The sequence below is a fragment of the Curtobacterium sp. MCSS17_005 genome, assembly GCF_003234225.2.
GTDB lineage: Bacteria > Actinomycetota > Actinomycetes > Actinomycetales > Microbacteriaceae > Curtobacterium > Curtobacterium flaccumfaciens.
Genome location: NZ_CP126258.1, coordinates 1,027,572 through 1,041,797 on the forward strand (window position 1 = coordinate 1,027,572; position 14,226 = coordinate 1,041,797).

Consider the following 14,226-nt stretch of genomic DNA (forward strand, 5'->3'; position numbering starts at 1 on the left):
GATGACGGACGCAACGCTCGTCGCGGAACGCGCACCGGGCCTCCAGGCCGACGGCAGCACGACGGACCGGACCCGATCCGGCGGCCTCACCATCCGCGGACTGCGCAAGACGCTCGGCGGGCGCGACGTCGTCGCCGGCATCGACCTCGACGTCGCGAAGGGCGAGCTCGTCTCGCTCCTCGGGCCGTCCGGCTGCGGCAAGACCACGACGCTCCGCATGGTGGCGGGGTTCCTGCCCGCCGACGGCGGCGTCGTGACCATGGGGGACCGCGACGTCACGTCGCTCGGGCCGGAGCGCCGGCCGAGCGCGATGGTGTTCCAGAACTACGCGCTCTGGCCGCACATGACGGTGACGCAGAACGTCGCGTTCCCGCTGCGGACCCGACGGGTGCCGAAGCAGCGGGTCGCCGAGCGGGTGCGCGACGCGCTCGAGCTCGTCGGCCTCAGCCACCACGCCGGCTCGAAGCCGACCGCGATCTCGGGCGGTGAGCAGCAGCGCGTGGCCCTGGCCCGCGCCATCGTGCAGGAGCCGGACGTCCTGCTCCTCGACGAGCCGCTGTCGAACCTCGACGCGAAGCTCCGCGTGAGCGTCCGCGACGAGATCCGCCGCATCCAGCAGCGGCTCGGCATCACGACCGTGATCGTGACCCACGACCAGGACGAAGCGCTCAGCATCTCCGACCGGATCGCCGTGATGCACGACGGCCGCATCGAGCAGATCGCGACCCCGACCGAGCTCTACGCCCGCCCCGCCACGAGCTTCGTCGCGTCGTTCATCGGGTCGACGAGCGTCGTCACCGGCCGGTTCCTCGCCGGCACGTCGGTCAGCCCGACGGCGGCCGACACGGTGCTGGTCCGCCCTGAGCAGGTCGTGCTCACCGACGACTCGCCGATCCGCGCGACGGTCGCGCGGGTGCTCATGCGGGGGCACTTCGCCGAGGTCGTGCTCAGCACCGACGGCGCGGAGCTCCGCGCCTACGTCACCGGGCCACCGCCGGCGGTCGGCACCGAGACCGGGGTGCGCCTGGGCGAGGTGCTCGTCCACCGCGACGGCGTGCTGCTCGAGGTCGCCCGATGAGCGCCGGGGTCCCGACGTCGACGGTCTCCGCTGCGGCTGCGGTCGACCGTGTGATCTCGACCAGTCCGGACGGGAGGCCCGGCGTGCGTCCGCCACGCCTCGTCGCCCACCGCGGTGCGCCGCGCGTCCGGCGTGAGAACACCCTGCCCGCCATCGCGGTCGCCGAGGCGCTCGGCGCCGAGGTCATCGAGGTCGACGTCCGCCGCACCGCCGACGGCGTCGCCGTCCTGCTGCACGACGAGACCCTCGGCCGGATGTGGGGCGACGCCCGCCGGGTGTCCGACGTCGACTGGTGCGACGTCGCCCGGCTCGGCAACGGCCTCGACCGGATCCCGCGGCTCGACGGCGCGCTCGAACGCCTCGACGGCTGCCGGTCCACCCTGCTCGTCGACCTGACCGACGCCGAGGACGCCCTGGTCGCCGCCCGCACCGTCGCGGGCTTCACCGGTTCCACCGCGGTGGCCTGGTGCGGGGCGCCGGCGGCGATGGCGGTCGTCCGCTCCGTGCTGCCCGACGCCGACGTCTGGCTGGCGTGGGAGTCGCTCGATCCGCCCGTGTCGGCGGACCTCGAGGCGCTCGAGCCGTCGACGCTCAACCTCGACGTCGCGTTCCTCACCCCGCGCACCGTCGAGGTCGCGCACGCCCTGGGCCTGCGCGTCGCCGTCTGGACCATCGACGACGTCGAGCCCGCCATCTGGGCAGCCCGGCTCGGTGTCGACTCGATCACCACGAACGACGTCGGGTCCATCGGGGCAGCCCTGTCGGCGGCGGAGCGCGACGGCTGGCCCGAGCGCGACCGCGAGCCCACCGAGACCGAGGTCGCCTCGCGCGCCCAGGCCCTGGCCCACCGCATCGCCCACGAGGTCATCGCCTACACGCGCGAACACCCGGTCAGCGAGGTCCACACCAAGGCGAACCCCGCCGACCTGGTCACCGACGTCGACCGCCTGGTGGAGCAGCACGTCCGCTCCCGCGTGCGGATGGTGTTCCCGACGCACGGGTTCACCGGCGAGGAGTACGGCGAGGCCCCCGGTGACCGGCACCGCTGGTTCCTCGACCCCGTCGACGGCACCACCAACCTGGCGAACGGTGTGCCCTGGACCTCGATGTCGCTCTGCCTGACCCGTGGTGGCCGTCCGCTCGTCGGGGTCGTCGCGGACCCCTGGCGCGGCGAGGTGCTCGAGGCCCGACGTGGCCGCGGCGCCACCCTGCGCGACCGCCAGCTCCGACTCGACGACACACCCCGGCCGCTCGCCGGCGCCGTCGTCGGCACCGAGCTCGACGGACACCGCCCGTGGCCGGGGTTCGGGGCGTTCCTCGACGCCCTGGCCGACCGGTCGTGCACGCTCCGGGTGCAGGGATCGGGCACGTTGACGATCGCCCAGGTCGCGGCGGGGCGGGGGATCGGCGGCTGCGTCTCGGCGTTCAACCCGGTCGACCACGGCGCCGCGGTGCTGCTCGTGCACGAGGCCGGGGGCGTCGTGTTGACGCCGTCCGGCCCCGTGGAGGGCTTCCCACCCGTGGGGGAGCCGTTCCTCGTGGCGCACCCGGGGGCCGCGGACGAGCTGCACGCGGTGTGGACGGCGGCGCTCGCCGCGGGGTGAGCCGCGGCGCACGGTGCGGGGTCTGTGATCCGGTGCGGGGGTGGCTGCTGGGTGCGGTGCTGCAAGCGCGCACGGGGCTGGGAACCGTGCACGGGGTGCGGAGGTGCGCACGGTGCGGGCGGGAGGCGCGGTGCCGGCCCGGCACGCGCCTCCCGGCCGACTCTGAGCGGGCGCTCAGTCATCGGACGCCGGGGGTTCGTAGTGTTGCAGTCCACGACGGGTCCGACCGGACCCACCGTGCACCCGAAGGAGCATCGACCATGGGATTCCTCGACCGCCTGCTCGGACGTCCGGAGCGTGACCGATCCGCTGACGCACAGCAGAACCAGTGGGGGCAGCCGCCGCAGCAGCAGGGCTACCGGTACGGCCAGCAGTCCTACCAGCAGCCGGCGCCGTCCGCACCGCAGGGCGGCCAGTACGGCGTCCCGCAGTGGGGCGGTGCACCGACGCAGCAGCAGGGCGCGACGACCGACGACGAGCGTGCGGTCGAGCGCTACCGCTACCTGCTCCGCACGGCACCGCCGGAGCGCATCGAAGAGGTCCACGCCGAGGCCTTCGCCAAGCTGACCGACGAGCAGCGGCGCATGGTCTACGACGAGTTCACCCGGACCGCGCCTCCCGGTGAGGCGCCGCGTGGCGACGATCCGCGCTCGCTCGCCCAGTCGGCGACGCGCTCCGAGATCCGCCAGCCGGGCTTCATGGAGCGCTCGCTCGGCGGCGTCGGCGGTGGCGGCGGACGCTTCGGCAGCCAGCGCGGCGGCCCGTCGTTCGGCAGCATGATCGGTGCCTCGATCCTCGGGACCGTGGCCGGCTACGTCATCGGTTCGGCGATCATGAGCGCGTTCCTGCCGGACCCCGGTTCGTTCGATGGCGGTACCGACGCTGCGGGTGACGGTGGTTCGGAGGACACTGGTGCTGAATCCGGCGATGCCGGGGCGTCCGACGGCGGCGCATCCGACGGCGGCGGCTTCGACAATGCGGGCTGGGGCGACAGCGGATCCGACTTCGGCGGTGGCTTCAGCGACTTCGGTGGTGGCGACTTCGATGTCTGAGTGACGTCCGTCGCTCCACCGATCCACTGATATGTTGTGTGGTCGACGAAGGAGCGACATGGCCATCATCGAAGCCTCCGGGCTGACGAAGACCTACAAGTCGAAGTCCGGGCCGGTGCACGCACTGGCCGGACTCGACCTGTCGGTGCCGCAGGGCACCGTGAAGGCACTGCTCGGGCCGAACGGCGCGGGCAAGACCACGGTGGTGAAGGTGTTGACGACCCTCATCACGCCCGACTCGGGCACCGCGACGATCGACGGCATCGACGTGATCGCCGACCCGCAGGCCACTCGGCGGTCCATCGGGGTGTCCGGGCAGTACGCGGCGGTCGACGAGAACCTGACCGGGTTCGAGAACCTCGAGATGATCGGGCGGCTCTACCACCTGGGCCGCAGGACGGCACGCGATCGTGCCCGGGAGCTCATCGACGTCTTCGACCTGTCCGAGGCGGGGGACCGTCCGGTGAAGGGCTTCTCCGGCGGCATGCGGCGACGCATCGACCTCGCCGGGGCGCTGGTGATGAACCCGCGCGTGCTGTTCCTCGACGAGCCGACGACGGGCCTCGACCCCCGAAGCCGTCTGGCGCTCTGGGGCATCATCGAGGACCTCGTGGCCGAGGGGGCGACGGTGCTCCTCACCACCCAGTACCTGGAAGAGGCCGACCGGCTCGCCGACGACATCGCGGTCATCGACGACGGGGCCGTCATCGCCGAGGGCACCGCTGACCAGCTCAAGGCGCAGGTCGGCGGGCACCGGGTGGTCGTCACCTTGGTCGACGAGGCCGACGGCGACGCGGCGACGACGGTGCTGCGGCGGTACGGGGTCGGCGAGGTCGAGGCCTCGGGCGACGGCCGCACCCGTGCCATCGCGGTGGAGGCCGGTCCGGCAGCCCTGCAGCGCGTGCTCGCCGACCTGGGCGAGGCCGGCATCGAACTCCACGACGCCGGCATGCGGCGCCCGACCCTCGACGACGTCTTCCTCCGCCTGACCGGGCACGCCGCGACGGACGACGACGCCGACGAACCCGCGGCCACCAAGCAGAAGGAGACGGCCCGATGACCACCACGTCCCTCGCGCCGGGCCGCCAGCTGCCCGTCGTCGTCACCTCGCCGCTCGCCGTCTGGGTCGAGGACGGCTGGACCGTCACCAAGCGGAACCTCATCAAGCTCAAGCGGTCGCCGGACATGCTCGTGTTCGCCGTGCTGCAGCCGATCATGTTCGTGCTGCTGTTCAGCCAGGTGTACGGCGGCGCCATCCAGGTGCAGGGCACCGACTACACGCAGTTCCTGATGGCGGGGATCTTCGCGCAGACCGTGGTGTTCGGTGCGACGTTCTCCGGGTCGGCGATGGCGCAGGACCTGAAGGAGGGGCTGATCGACCGGTTCCGGACGCTGCCGATGTCGGCGTCCGCGGTACTGGTCGGGCGGACCAACTCCGACCTCGTGCTCAACTCGATCTCGATGGCGATCATGATGCTCACCGGGCTCGCGGTCGGGTGGCGGGTGAACTCGTCGCCGCTCGAGTTCCTGGCGGGCATCGCCCTGCTGCTGCTGTTCAGCTACGCGTTCAGCTGGGTGATGGCGCTGCTCGGCATGAGCGTCAAGACGCCCGAAGTCATCAACAACGCCTCGTTCATGATCCTGTTCCCGCTGACGTTCATCTCGAACGCGTTCGTGCCGAGCGACACCCTGCCGCTGGTGCTGCGCGTGTTCGCGGAGTGGAACCCGGTGTCGTCGCTCGTGCAGGCCGCGCGAGAGCTGTTCGGCAACGTCGGGTCTGCCCCGGTGCCGGACATCTGGACGATGCAGCACCCCGTGCTGACCGTCCTGATCGGGATCGCCGTGATGCTCGTGGTCTTCGTCCCGTGGGCGGTGAACAAGTACACCCGCATCAGCGCGAAGTGAGGCCATGGGCGGTCAACAAGGCTGCGCCATCCACCCCCGCATCAGCGCGAAGTGATCAGAGCAGCTTGCGCTGCAGCGCCCACGCGGTCAGCTCGTGCCGGTTCGACAGCTGGAGCTTCCGCAGGACCTTCGACACGTGTGTCTCGACGGTCTTCACCGAGATGAACAGCGCCGTCGCGACCTCCTTGTAGGCGTACCCGCGCGCGATGAGCCGCATGACCTCCTGCTCGCGCGCGGACAGGCGGTCCAGCTCGGCGTCGTGCTGCGCCGTCTCGCCGCTGACCGCTCCGAAGGCGTCGAGCACGAAGCCGGCCAGGCGCGGTGAGAACACCGCGTCCCCGTCCGCCACGCGGGCGACGGCCTCGGCGACCTCGGCACTCGACGAGCTCTTCGTGATGTACCCGCGGGCGCCGGCGCGGATGACCCGCACCACGTCGTCGGCGGCGTCCGACACGCTCAGCGCGAGGAACCGGGTGTCCGGGTTCTCCGGCGCGGACCGCGTGATCACCTCGGCACCGCCGCCGCCAGCGCCGCCCGGCAGGTGCACGTCGAGCAGGACGACGCGCGGGCGCGTGGCCGCGACGAGCGTCACCGCCTCGTCGACGGTCGCGGCCTCACCCACGACCTGGAGGCCCGGTGGCAGCCCGGCGCGCACGCCGGCTCGGAAGATGGAGTGGTCGTCGACGATCGCGACCGTCAACGGGGCGGGCTCGGTCATGCGTGCTCCTCGTCGTGCGCCGCGGGTGCGAGCGGCAGGGTCAGCCGGACCTCGGTGCCGGTGCGGCCCGGCCCCGGCGCGATGGTCGCGTGGCCGCCGAGGCGCTGCATCCGGCCGACGATCGACTCGCGGACGCCGTACCGGCCCGCCGGCACCGTGTCGACGTCGAAGCCCGGGCCGCGGTCGCGGATGCTGAGCTCGACCCGGTCGCCGGCGGTCTCGGCGTACACGCTCACGGTCCCACCGGCGTGCCGGGCGGCGTTGAGCATCGCCTCGCGGGCGGCGGCGACGAGCCCGTCCGGCAGGTCGCTGCGGGCGGGTCCGACCGCGATGACCTCGATGCGGGCGGGGTACTCGGCCTCGATGTCCACGGCGGTGTCCCGCAGCTGCGCGCCGAGGTCGCGGGCCGGTTCCGCCTGTTCGGTGAAGAGCCAGGACCGCAGCTCGCGCTCCTGTGCCCGCGCCAACCGCGCCGCGTCCGAACCCGGCTCGGCCTTCTGCTGGATGAGGGCGAGGGTCTGCAGCACCGAGTCGTGCAGGTGCGCCGCGAACTCGGCCCGCTCGAGGTCGCGGACGCGGGCGGCGCGTTCCTCGGCGAGGTCGCGGACGAGCCGGACCACCCACGGGGCGACGACGACGGCGACCCCGACCAGGACGGCGACCGCGGCGGTGAGCACGGTCCAGACGTTCGGGCGGCTGCTCGTCGTGAAGAACAGCAGGATGCCGAGCACGACGAGCACCAGGGCCCCGAGCGCCCGGACGACGAGGGCGGACGACCCGGCGGTGCGGACGTTGCGGAGCGCGTCGAACTGCCGCCAGGCGAGTGCGGCGCCGGTGACGACCACGACGCCGGGGACGATGACCTCGAGGGGGACCGCCGCGCCCATCCGTGCCGCGACGACGGCGCCGGCGGCGGCGAGCAGGGCCACGCCGAGCAGGATCTCGACGACCGGGGCACGCCGGCGGGACGCGGTGGCCTCGTCCTGGTCGACGACGGCGGCAGGGGTCAGCACGGACTTGAGCGGTGCGCGTCCGGCGGCTGCCCCGACGGCGGCGCTCGGCACGGTCGCCCAGAGCCAGGCGTAGAGCAGCAGCCCGGCGCCACCGCAGACCACCAGGACCGCGGTGGCGAGCCGGACGGCCCCGACCGGCAACCCGGTGTGCGCCGCGAACCCGCTGCAGACCCCGCCGACGACCCTGGGGGTCGGGCGCGTCATCGTCGCGGTGGCCATGGGGCAATCCTGGCACCCGGACGGCCGCCACAGCAGGGTCCGGGGCCGGAATCAGGGACCGGTCAGGGGGAACCCCGATGGTGTCGGCGCAGCACTGCCGGGATGCTGGTGGCCATGACCGATCACCAGCACGACTCCGCTCCCGGCACCGCCGCCGGCAGCGCCGACTCGACGACCCGGTTCTTCGACTGGGTCCGCGGCCTCGGCATCGCGCGCACCGACGACCGCTGGCTCGCCGGCGTGTGCGGTGCCGTCGCCCGCCGCACCGGGCTCGACCCCCTCGTGGTCCGCGGCGTGACGATCGTCGTCGCGCTGCTGGGCGGGCCGGTCTTCCTCGCCTACGCCGTCGGCTGGGCGCTGCTGCCCGACACCGCCGGACGCATCCACGTCGAACGGATGATCCGCGGGGTCCTCGACCCGGCGCTCATCGCGATCGGCGCGCTCGTGGCACTGACCTTCGTGCCCGCGGCCCGGGGTCTCTGGTGGCAGGGGGTCCCGGACGCCTGGGGGATGCCCGGGTGGCTCGAGGCGACCCTGGCCACGGCGTGGAGCATCGTGCTCGTCGGCGGGATCGTCTGGCTCATCGTGGTCCTGGCCCGACGCGGGGTGGACGGCGACCGGACCGCGAGCACCGGCACCGGCACCGACCCGAGCGCCGCACCGCGGGGTGACTTCTGGACCAGCCCCGAGGAGCCGCACCCGGCCCGGAACGCGTGGACCGCGGAGGCGACCAGCGCGACGGACGCGGGACGGGCCTCCTGGCAGTGGGGTGCACCCGCGAGCCCCGAGGACCGGCGACGGCAGCACGAGGAGCGGATGCGCGCCGAACGCGAGCGGGCGGCCGAACGGCGGGCCGAGCGGGTGGAGCGGCGACCCGGGGCGGCGTACGTCGCCGTTTCCCTCGGACTCGCGCTCGTCGCCGGAGCCGGGGTCACGTTCTGGGCGCAGCAGGCCGGGTGGTCCGTCCCGGTCCTCGGGATCGCTGCCGCGCTCGCTGTGCTGGCGGTCGCGACGATCGTCGCCGGGGTCCGGGGCCGTGACGACGGTGTGCTCGGACTGTTCTCGACGGTCGCCGCGGTGGCCCTCGTGGTCACCGGGGTCCTGCCCGCCGGCACCCAGGTCTCGCTGATCGGCGGCACCACGTGGCAGGTCGAACGCGCTGCGCCGGGGATCGGACGGGACTTCGCGATGCTGGCCGGCGGTCCGACGCTGGACCTCCGCGGGCTCGAACCGTCGGCGGTCGGGGGCGACGTCAGCCTCTGGCTGGGCGCCGGCGGAGCCGAGGTGCTGCTGCCGACCGACCTGCCGGTGCGGGTCGAGGTGAGCGGTGTCGGCTACGGGATCGACACCGGCGGAGGCGACGACGACGGCACCGGTGGGGTGCTCCGGACCACCACGCTCGAGAACCGTGCGGCACGCACGGCCGATGCGGACGAGACGACGACCGTGCACCTGTGGATCCTCGGTGGTGGCGTCGAGGTGCCGCGGGCGATCACGGTCGGCGAGTGAGGAACGGGACGATGACGACGGACAGCACGACGAACGACGGAACGACCAACGACGAGACGACTGCACCGATGGCCTCTCCGGTGGCTCCGGACGGGCACACGGCACGGCCCCGGCGAGGTGGTGCACGCTTCGGCACGATCCTCTGGGGCGTGCTGCTCCTGGTGTTCGCCGGAGCGATGGCCGTGAGTGCGCTGCCGATGTTCTCAGTGGACACCACGACCCTGCTGTTGGCCGCCTGCATCGCCGCCGGTGTGCTGCTGATCGTGGCGGGGATCGTGGCGGCCCTGTCCCGCACACGGCGCTAGTCGGACCGCTCCGTGCACAGGGCCGTCCAGGTGTGCACGGGGGCCACCCGGACGGCTTAGCATCATCCACGTGACCGCGACAGACGCCGAGCGGGCCGCCCAGCGCGACGCCACCGAGCAGCCCCTCGACCGCAGCACCCGCCTGCGCCGGTGGATGCTGCACGGGGCCGACCAGGGCGCCTCGCACCAGGGCCCGCACCAGGTCGAGGTCGAGAAGACCCACCCGTGGTGGCGGGTCATGTGCCTGACCGGCGTCGACTACTTCTCCACCCTCGGGTACCAGCCCGCCATCGCCGCGCTCGCCGCGGGTCTGCTGTCGCCGATCGCGACGATCGTCCTCGTGCTCGTCACGCTGTTCGGGGCGCTGCCGGTCTACCGCCGGATCGCCCACGACAGCTTCCGGGGCGCCGGGTCGATCATGATGCTCGAGAAGCTCCTGCCCTGGTGGGCGGGCAAGCTCCTCGTGCTGGTGCTGCTCGGGTTCGCCGTGACGGACTTCATGATCACGATGACCCTGTCGGCGGCCGACGCCACGGCGCACATCGCCGAGAACCCATACACGCCGCACTGGTTCACCGAGATCCCGGTGCCGCTCACCCTGGCGCTGCTGCTCCTGCTCGGCATCGTGTTCCTGCGCGGGTTCAAGGAGGCCATCGGCATCGCGGTCGGGCTCGTCGCGGTGTTCCTCGCCCTGAACGCCGTGGTCATCATCGTCTCCCTCTGGCACGTGTTCGAGAACCCGATGGTGGCGAGCGACTGGTGGTCCGGGCTGACGGCGCAGCACAGCAACCCGCTCGTGATGGTCGGCATCGCCCTGATCGTGTTCCCGAAGCTCGCGCTCGGGCTCTCCGGGTTCGAGACCGGCGTCGCGGTGATGCCGCAGGTCCGCGGTGACGCCAGCGACGACACCAGCGACCGACCCGAGGGCCGGATCCGTGGCACCAAGCGACTGCTGACCGTCGCGGCGCTCATCATGAGCTCGTTCCTCATCACGTCGTCGATCGTGACGACGTTCCTCATCCCGCAGCGCGAGTTCCAGCCGGGCGGCGGTGCGAACGGGCGTGCCCTGGCCTACCTGGCGCACGAGTACATGGGCGGCGTGTTCGGGTCGATCTACGACTTCTCGACCGTCGCCATCCTGTGGTTCGCCGGCGCGAGCGCGATGGCGGGACTCCTCAACCTGGTGCCGCGGTTCCTGCCCCGCTACGGCATGGCACCGCAGTGGGCGCGTGCGGTGCGTCCGCTCGTGATCATCTTCACGCTCATCGCGTTCGTCATCACGATCATCTTCCAGGCCGACGTCGACGCGCAGGGCGGCGCCTACGCCACCGGCGTGCTGGTGCTCATCACGAGTGCCGCGGTCGCGGTGACGCTGTCCGCGCGCCGCAAGCAGCAGCGCAAGCGCACCATCGCGTTCGGCGTGATCTCGGTCGTGTTCGTCTACACCACGGTCGCCAACGTCATCGAGCGGCCCGACGGCGTGCGGATCGCGGCGATCTTCATCATCGCGATCGTCGTGGTGTCGCTCATCTCGCGCGTGCGGCGTTCATTCGAGCTCCGGGCGTCGTCGATCGAGCTCGACGCGACCGCCCGCCAGTTCGTCGAGGCCGACGCCGACCAGTTCAGTTCGGTCTGCATCATCGCGAACGAACCCGGTGCCGGCACCGCCGAGGCGTACCGGGCGAAGGGGCGCGAGGAACGCCGCGACTCCGGCATCCCGGCCCGCGTGCCGACGATGTTCCTCGAGGTCCTGCCGGCCGACTCCTCCGACTTCGAAGAGGACCTGGTGGTCGAAGGCCACGTCATCCACGGGTTCCGCGTGCTGAAGGTCCGTTCCGGCAACGTCCCGAACACCATCGCGTCGACGCTCCTCGCCATCCGCGACCTCGCCGGGGTGGTGCCGAGCATCTACTTCGAGTGGAACGAGGGCAGCCCGATCCGCAACGCCCTGCGCTTCGTGTTCACCGGCGCCGGCGACGTCGCCCCCGTCACGCGCGAGGTCCTGCGCGAAGCGGAACCCGAGGTCAACCGACGGCCGAGCGTCCACGTCTCGTGAGCCACGGACCGGGCGCAGGGCGTGCCTCCAGGCCCGTCGGCGGCCTGGCGGCGATCGCGGTCGCCGCGGCGGTCTGGGGCACCACCGGGACCGCGACGCACTTCGCGCCCGGTGTGCCGGCGTTCGTGTTCGGTGCGGTCACCTTCGGGCTCGGCGGCCTCGTCCTCGCCGCGACCGCGGGCCGCGGCACCCTGCGTGCCGTCACGCAGCGCCGGACCCGCGGCTGGGCACTGCTCGGCGCCGCGTCGCTCGTGGTCTACGCGGTCGCGTTCTACGCGGCCCTCGCCGACGCCGGGGTCGCACTCGGCACGACCCTGGCCATCGGCTCGTCGCCCGTCTTCGCCGGCCTGGTCGAGTGGGTCGCCGACCGCAGGCGCGTCACCCGCCGGTGGGTCCTCGCCACCCTGGTGAGCGTGGTCGGCATGGTCGTCGTCACCCTCGCGCGCTCCGAGCACGACGGCGGGCGGTCACTCGCTGTCGGCGTCGGAAGCGCCCTGGTCGCCGGCCTGACGTACGCGCTGTACTCGTGGGCGGTGGCGCGGGGGATGCACGCCGCGACGAGTCGGATGCCGATCGCCGTCGGTCGCGCGGAGCCCGACAGCATGCGCGTCGGCGGGGACGTCGGGGTCGCGGCCGCACGGGCTGCCCGCGGGCCGAACGAACGCGGCCTCGTCGGCGCGGTGTTCGGGGTGGCCGCGGTTCCGCTCGTCGTGCTCGCCGTGGTGGCGGGCGGGCCGTTCCTGACCGACGTCGGCAACTGGCCCGTGTTCCTGTACCTGGCGCTGGTGCCGACGGTGATCGGACACTCGCTGTACGCGCTCGGGCTCCGGACGGTGACGGCGTCGGTCGCGACGCTGCTGTCCCTGCTCGAGCCCGTCGTGGCCGCGGTGCTCGCGGTGCTCGTGGTGGGGGAGCGCCTGGGGACCGGCGGATGGGCCGGCATCGTGCTGGTGGTCGCCGGGCTGTCCGTGCTGGCGCTGCCCACGCGGCGCGCGAGCTGAGCGGCGCCGCCCGGCGCCCGCGCGTCAGCCGTCCAGGATCTGGTCCCGCACCTTCCGCCGCAGCACCTTGCCGATCATCGAGCGCGGCAGGTCCTCGACCACCACGACCCGGCGCGGCACCTTGTACGCCGCCAGGTGCTCGCGTGACCAGGCCCGGAGCGCGGCCCCGTCGAACGTCGAGGGGTCCTTCGGCACGACCGCGGCGACGACCTGCTCGTTGCCGCCCTGCGTGATGCCGACGACCGCGACCTCCTTGACGCTGGGGTGCTTGAGCAGGGTGTCCTCGACCTCGGACGGCGACACGTTGAAGCCGCCGGTGATGATGAGTTCCTTGAGGCGGTCGACGATCCGGACGTACCCGTCGGCGCCGATGGCCACGATGTCGCCGGTGCGGAACCAGCCGTCGGGCGTGAAGACCTCGTCGGTGGCCTCGGCCTTGCCCCAGTAGCCGCGGAACACCTGCGGGCCACGGACCTGCAGTTCGCCGGGCTCGTCGATGCCGAGCACCTTCGTGTCGTCGTCGGGGTCGACCACGCGCGCCTCGGTGGAGGACAACGGCAGGCCGATCGATCCGAGTCGACGCTCGGGGGAGACCGGGTTGGCCATCAGGACCGGGGAACACTCGGACAGGCCGTAGCCCTCGACCAGGTAGCCGTCGGTCCGGGCCTCCCACGGTTCGACGATGTCCTGCGACAGCGGCATGGCGCCGGAGATGCCGATCTCGATGCCCTTGAGCGACACCTTCGCCGAGTCGGCCGCGTGCTGCAACCGGGCGTAGATCGGCGGCACGGCCGGCAGGAACGTCGGTGGGTGGCGCTTGATCGCCGTCAGGACGAGGGCGGGGTCGAACGCGGGGAAGAGCACGAGCCGCGAGGCCATGCTCATCGCGAAGGTCAGGCAGAGCGTCAGGCCGTAGGCGTGGAACATCGGCAGCACCGCGTACACGACGTTGTCGCCGCGGCGGATCTGCGGCACCCACGCCCGGGCCTGCGCGGCGTTCGCCAGCAGGTTCCGGTGGCTCAGCACCGCACCCTTCGGGGTCCCGGTGGTACCGGACGTGTACTGGATCAGCGCGACGTCGTCGGTGGCCGGCCGCGGGTGCCGCTTCGACAGCTTGCGGGTGTCGGCGAGGTCGTCCCACTTGACCGTGCCGCGCACCTTCGCCGTCAGCTTCGCGCGGGACTCCCGGGCCTTCGCGACCGGCAGCGCCAGGGCGAGCCGGGTGCTCCGGGGCATGGCGCGGGTGATGTCGACCGAGACGATCGCGTCGAGGTGCACGTCGGCCGGGAAGTCCTGCAGCGTCGCGACGGACTTGTCCCAGGCGATGGCGACCTTGGCGCCGTGGTCCTCGAACTGGTGGCGGAGTTCCCGCGGCGTGTACAGCGGGTTGTGCTCGACCACGATCGCGCCGAGCCGCAGCACCGCGTAGAACGCCACGATGTGCTGCGGGCAGTTCGGCAGGACGATGGCGACGCGGTCACCCGCGCCCACGCCGAGCTTCCGCAGGCCGTTCGCCGCGCGGAGGATCTGCTCCTCGAGGTCGGCGTAGCTCGTGGTGCGCTTGAAGAACTCGAGGGCGACCTGCCTGGGGAACTTCCGGGCCGACTGCTCGACCAGGTCGTACAGGGAACCACTCTGTTCCTCGATGTCGTGCGGGACCCCCGGGGCGTACGAGGCAAGCCAGGGACGAGGCGTGTCGATGCTCACCCGACCCAACCTAGTGGGCCACCCCCGTGCACGCTGGGAGGGCCACTTTGCGCGATGCC

General features: G+C 72.7%; 12 protein-coding genes. 9 read left to right on the forward strand and 3 right to left on the reverse strand.

What is annotated here, in order from left to right; genetic code table 11:
• Nucleotide 1 precedes the first annotated feature (1 nt).
• The 5 genes from DEJ20_RS05020 (at nucleotide 2) to DEJ20_RS05040 (ending at nucleotide 5,639) form a co-directional block, all read left to right on the forward strand.
• Nucleotides 2-1,078: an ABC transporter ATP-binding protein gene (locus tag DEJ20_RS05020; RefSeq protein ID WP_250897457.1), complete on the forward strand. Its 1,077-nt coding sequence runs from the start codon at nucleotides 2-4 to the stop codon at nucleotides 1,076-1,078.
• Nucleotides 1,075-2,682, forward strand: coding sequence for an inositol monophosphatase family protein (locus DEJ20_RS05025; RefSeq protein ID WP_111235483.1), 1,608 nt, complete (start codon nucleotides 1,075-1,077; stop codon nucleotides 2,680-2,682). Before DEJ20_RS05020 ends, DEJ20_RS05025 begins: the two co-directional genes overlap by 4 nt.
• 260 nt (nucleotides 2,683-2,942) lie before the next feature.
• Nucleotides 2,943-3,734 (forward strand): hypothetical protein, encoded by a 792-nt coding sequence (locus DEJ20_RS05030; RefSeq protein WP_111235484.1) that lies wholly within the window; start codon nucleotides 2,943-2,945, stop codon nucleotides 3,732-3,734.
• A gap of 58 nt (nucleotides 3,735-3,792) precedes the next feature.
• Nucleotides 3,793-4,794 carry an ATP-binding cassette domain-containing protein gene (locus DEJ20_RS05035; RefSeq protein ID WP_111235485.1) on the forward strand — a complete coding sequence of 334 codons (1,002 nt, stop codon included), beginning with the start codon at nucleotides 3,793-3,795 and terminating at the stop codon, nucleotides 4,792-4,794.
• Nucleotides 4,791-5,639, forward strand: a complete 849-nt coding sequence (locus DEJ20_RS05040) for an ABC transporter permease (RefSeq protein ID WP_051596514.1) — start codon at nucleotides 4,791-4,793, stop codon at nucleotides 5,637-5,639. Before DEJ20_RS05035 ends, DEJ20_RS05040 begins: the two co-directional genes overlap by 4 nt.
• A gap of 55 nt (nucleotides 5,640-5,694) precedes the next feature.
• On the opposite strand, the gene DEJ20_RS05045 is transcribed toward DEJ20_RS05040, so the two are convergent.
• Nucleotides 5,695-6,357: a LuxR C-terminal-related transcriptional regulator gene (locus DEJ20_RS05045; RefSeq protein ID WP_111235486.1), complete on the reverse strand. Its 663-nt coding sequence runs from the start codon at nucleotides 6,355-6,357 to the stop codon at nucleotides 5,695-5,697.
• Complete coding sequence (locus tag DEJ20_RS05050; RefSeq protein ID WP_111235487.1) at nucleotides 6,354-7,589, reverse strand: ATP-binding protein; 1,236 nt, start codon at nucleotides 7,587-7,589, stop codon at nucleotides 6,354-6,356. The genes DEJ20_RS05045 and DEJ20_RS05050 overlap by 4 nt, the downstream gene beginning before the upstream one ends.
• 114 nt (nucleotides 7,590-7,703) lie before the next feature.
• Here DEJ20_RS05050 and DEJ20_RS05055 point away from each other — a divergent pair, with 114 nt between their 5' ends.
• From DEJ20_RS05055 to DEJ20_RS05070, 4 genes are all read left to right on the forward strand, one after another.
• Nucleotides 7,704-9,098 (forward strand): PspC domain-containing protein, encoded by a 1,395-nt coding sequence (locus DEJ20_RS05055; protein WP_181431556.1) that lies wholly within the window; start codon nucleotides 7,704-7,706, stop codon nucleotides 9,096-9,098.
• 11 nt (nucleotides 9,099-9,109) lie between these two features.
• Complete coding sequence (locus DEJ20_RS05060) at nucleotides 9,110-9,403, forward strand: hypothetical protein (protein ID WP_111235489.1); 294 nt, start codon at nucleotides 9,110-9,112, stop codon at nucleotides 9,401-9,403.
• A 154-nt stretch (nucleotides 9,404-9,557) separates the two neighbouring features.
• On the forward strand, nucleotides 9,558-11,459 hold the full coding sequence (locus DEJ20_RS05065; RefSeq protein WP_258377175.1) for an APC family permease: 1,902 nt from the start codon (nucleotides 9,558-9,560) through the stop codon (nucleotides 11,457-11,459).
• Complete coding sequence (locus tag DEJ20_RS05070) at nucleotides 11,456-12,460, forward strand: DMT family transporter (RefSeq protein WP_111235491.1); 1,005 nt, start codon at nucleotides 11,456-11,458, stop codon at nucleotides 12,458-12,460. The genes DEJ20_RS05065 and DEJ20_RS05070 overlap by 4 nt, the downstream gene beginning before the upstream one ends.
• A 24-nt stretch (nucleotides 12,461-12,484) precedes the next feature.
• On the opposite strand, the gene DEJ20_RS05075 is transcribed toward DEJ20_RS05070, so the two are convergent.
• Nucleotides 12,485-14,167, reverse strand: coding sequence for a long-chain-fatty-acid--CoA ligase (locus DEJ20_RS05075; RefSeq protein WP_111235492.1), 1,683 nt, complete (start codon nucleotides 14,165-14,167; stop codon nucleotides 12,485-12,487).
• Between the last annotated feature and the right edge of the window lie 59 nt (nucleotides 14,168-14,226).